This is a genomic window from Neobacillus drentensis, assembly GCF_036966985.1.
Taxonomy (GTDB): domain Bacteria; phylum Bacillota; class Bacilli; order Bacillales; family Cytobacillaceae; genus Neobacillus; species Neobacillus drentensis_E.
This window is the reverse complement of record NZ_JBALSN010000658.1, coordinates 1-1,983: the sequence shown is the minus strand read 5'-3', so window position 1 is coordinate 1,983 and position 1,983 is coordinate 1. Positions and strand designations below refer to the sequence as shown.

Below are 1,983 nucleotides of genomic sequence, written 5' to 3'. Positions count from 1 at the left end.
AGTGAGAATAACACCTCAGTGCCCTGCCACGAGCCCGCAACTGCATTACCAGTAAAACCGCAGAACGTGGATTCCGGAAAGAGCATTAAAACAACCTGATTATCTCCGACGATTAAACTGAATGAGCCGTCTTGACTTACATACTTTTCATTCAACCGAAAACCAAGCTGCATATAAAATGCCTTGGCCCGTTCTGGTTCTCGCACTGGCAAGTTCAACCATAATTCTCTCGACATACTAAACAACCTCCTGATATAAGAATAAACATACTTTTCTATAACTAGACCCAAAAAGAATAAGCCTCACCACAATGGCTTTTCGTTATCTCTCTTTTTCTTCTCTAATTGTTTGTTAAGCATTTTGAGAAAATGTATCTGAGCCTTTGGACTATTCATTAATCTCTTTACCCGAAACGGACTATCTAAATATCGCCGTGTTCTATAGTTCATCACAAATAATTTTCGATACTTTTCTTCCTGATACAATTCTTGAAACCATGGCAGTTTATTCAATTGATGGATATGGGAATCAATTCTTCTTGTATCAATACTTCTCCATTCATACAGTGGGCCTGTGATCGCTATGATAACATCAAGAATATAAGATATTTTCAATTTGCTTACCTCCTAGGGGAGACCATGGGGGCCATTCTGGTGGCACAATTTACCCTTTTAAAAACTACTATACCCATCCCTTTTGAAATAGCAATATTGGACAAACTATTACGCAAGTAATTTTCCCCATAAATTTATATTTTTTACGATAAAAATTGTTTTTGTTAGTTAAAACGAGCGTTCCTCCTTAATTAAAGAAACGCACCCGTTTGTTGAAGAAGGGTTACAGTTTTTCAAAGTAAACATTTGTAGCATTCACACTTTCAATAAGAGATTTAACCTTGTCGGTAACAATTATCCAAAGGGTGGTTTTTAGAAAGAAGATATCGTCCCCACACCACATTTCCGGAACCATTACGAGCTTTCTCGTTTCGTCATTTATATCTTCTCTTCCACACCTTTCACAGATTGATATAACCTCTGCTCCAGGTGGACTTTTTGATTCGGATGTTATGATTAATTCCGAGTAATTACAACTTTCATTAGACACTTTGAAAGGGTACTTTATTTTCCTTTTCCCAATTTTCCTCTTATAAACGGGAGAAAATACTACTCCATTTATGTCATTTTCAACGAAAATGTCCCTTATTCGGTCTGATATTAAAACACTAGCGAAACTCGCCCATAAAAAGTCAGCCCTTGGTTCACTAGGTATATCAAGATAGACTGGTTGAAATTCATATCCAGGTAAGAGTCTATCCCCGTTATAGTTTTCCAATTTCTCAAGAATAGCAGCTTGTAATTCTATCTGCCTGCTATCAGAAACCACACCTGTTGTATTTAAATCTGAAATGTCATTTAGATTTGAAGGCAATTTATAAGGAAGTATCTTAGTTGAGGACCAAGTCTCACCGCAATCAGTACATTCTACACCCGGTAAGCCATAAGGGTGCTCGACATATCCATTAATACTCTTTTCTTGGTGGTCAGTTATATAGTCTGGTTGTTGCATTTTCCAAAAACTTGTCATCCTTAGGCCCCCTAAATTTCTTCTCGTTTATTTATAACAGATTTAAGTAAATTCAAATAAGATTTCCGTCGTGTTTTTCCTAAAGCTATATTCCCATATTTCTTACATCCATTCACCTGCCTAGTTAGCTATAAAATACAAAAAGCAACCAAAGGGCTAAGGAACTTGGTTCAACTCTAGCACCCGGTAGTTCAATAAGGAAATCAATCGAAAGAAATTTACGTTCAAATAATCATACGATTTATATATAATAAAGTTTAAGAATCGCTTTTAGTTCCTATCATTATGAGAAAGGAGATAATAAAATGGAAAACTTTTTTCTGTTTGTAATTATGTGTATTCTTTTAATTATTTTACCGGGTCCCGATACTGCCATTGCTACCAAAAATACTCTTACAG

Annotated in this window: 3 protein-coding genes and 1 pseudogene; 1 reads left to right on the top strand and 3 read right to left on the bottom strand. The window is 35.9% G+C overall.

What is annotated here, in order from left to right; all coding sequences use genetic code 11:
- The 3 genes from V7659_RS29940 to V7659_RS29930 form a co-directional block, all read right to left on the bottom strand.
- A partial coding sequence (locus V7659_RS29940) for a VOC family protein (RefSeq protein ID WP_335543671.1) occupies positions 1 to 236 on the bottom strand: 236 nt, incomplete at its 3' end.
- A gap of 66 nt (positions 237 to 302) precedes the next feature.
- Positions 303 to 614, bottom strand: coding sequence for a hypothetical protein (locus V7659_RS29935; protein WP_335543665.1), 312 nt, complete (start codon positions 612 to 614; stop codon positions 303 to 305).
- Between the two features lie 223 nt (positions 615 to 837).
- Entirely contained in the window at positions 838 to 1,584 is a 747-nt protein-coding gene (locus V7659_RS29930) for a double-CXXCG motif protein (protein WP_335543664.1), read from the bottom strand.
- Between the two features lie 305 nt (positions 1,585 to 1,889).
- Between V7659_RS29930 and V7659_RS29925 the strand changes: the two are divergent.
- Positions 1,890 to 1,983, top strand: a pseudogene (locus tag V7659_RS29925) (LysE family translocator); the annotation flags it as partial.

What these genes read in the sequence shown, in the direction of transcription:
- V7659_RS29930 (WP_335543664.1), bottom strand. Translation starts at nt 1,584, where the DNA reads ATGACAAGTTTTTGGAAAATGCAACAACCAGACTATATAACTGACCAC.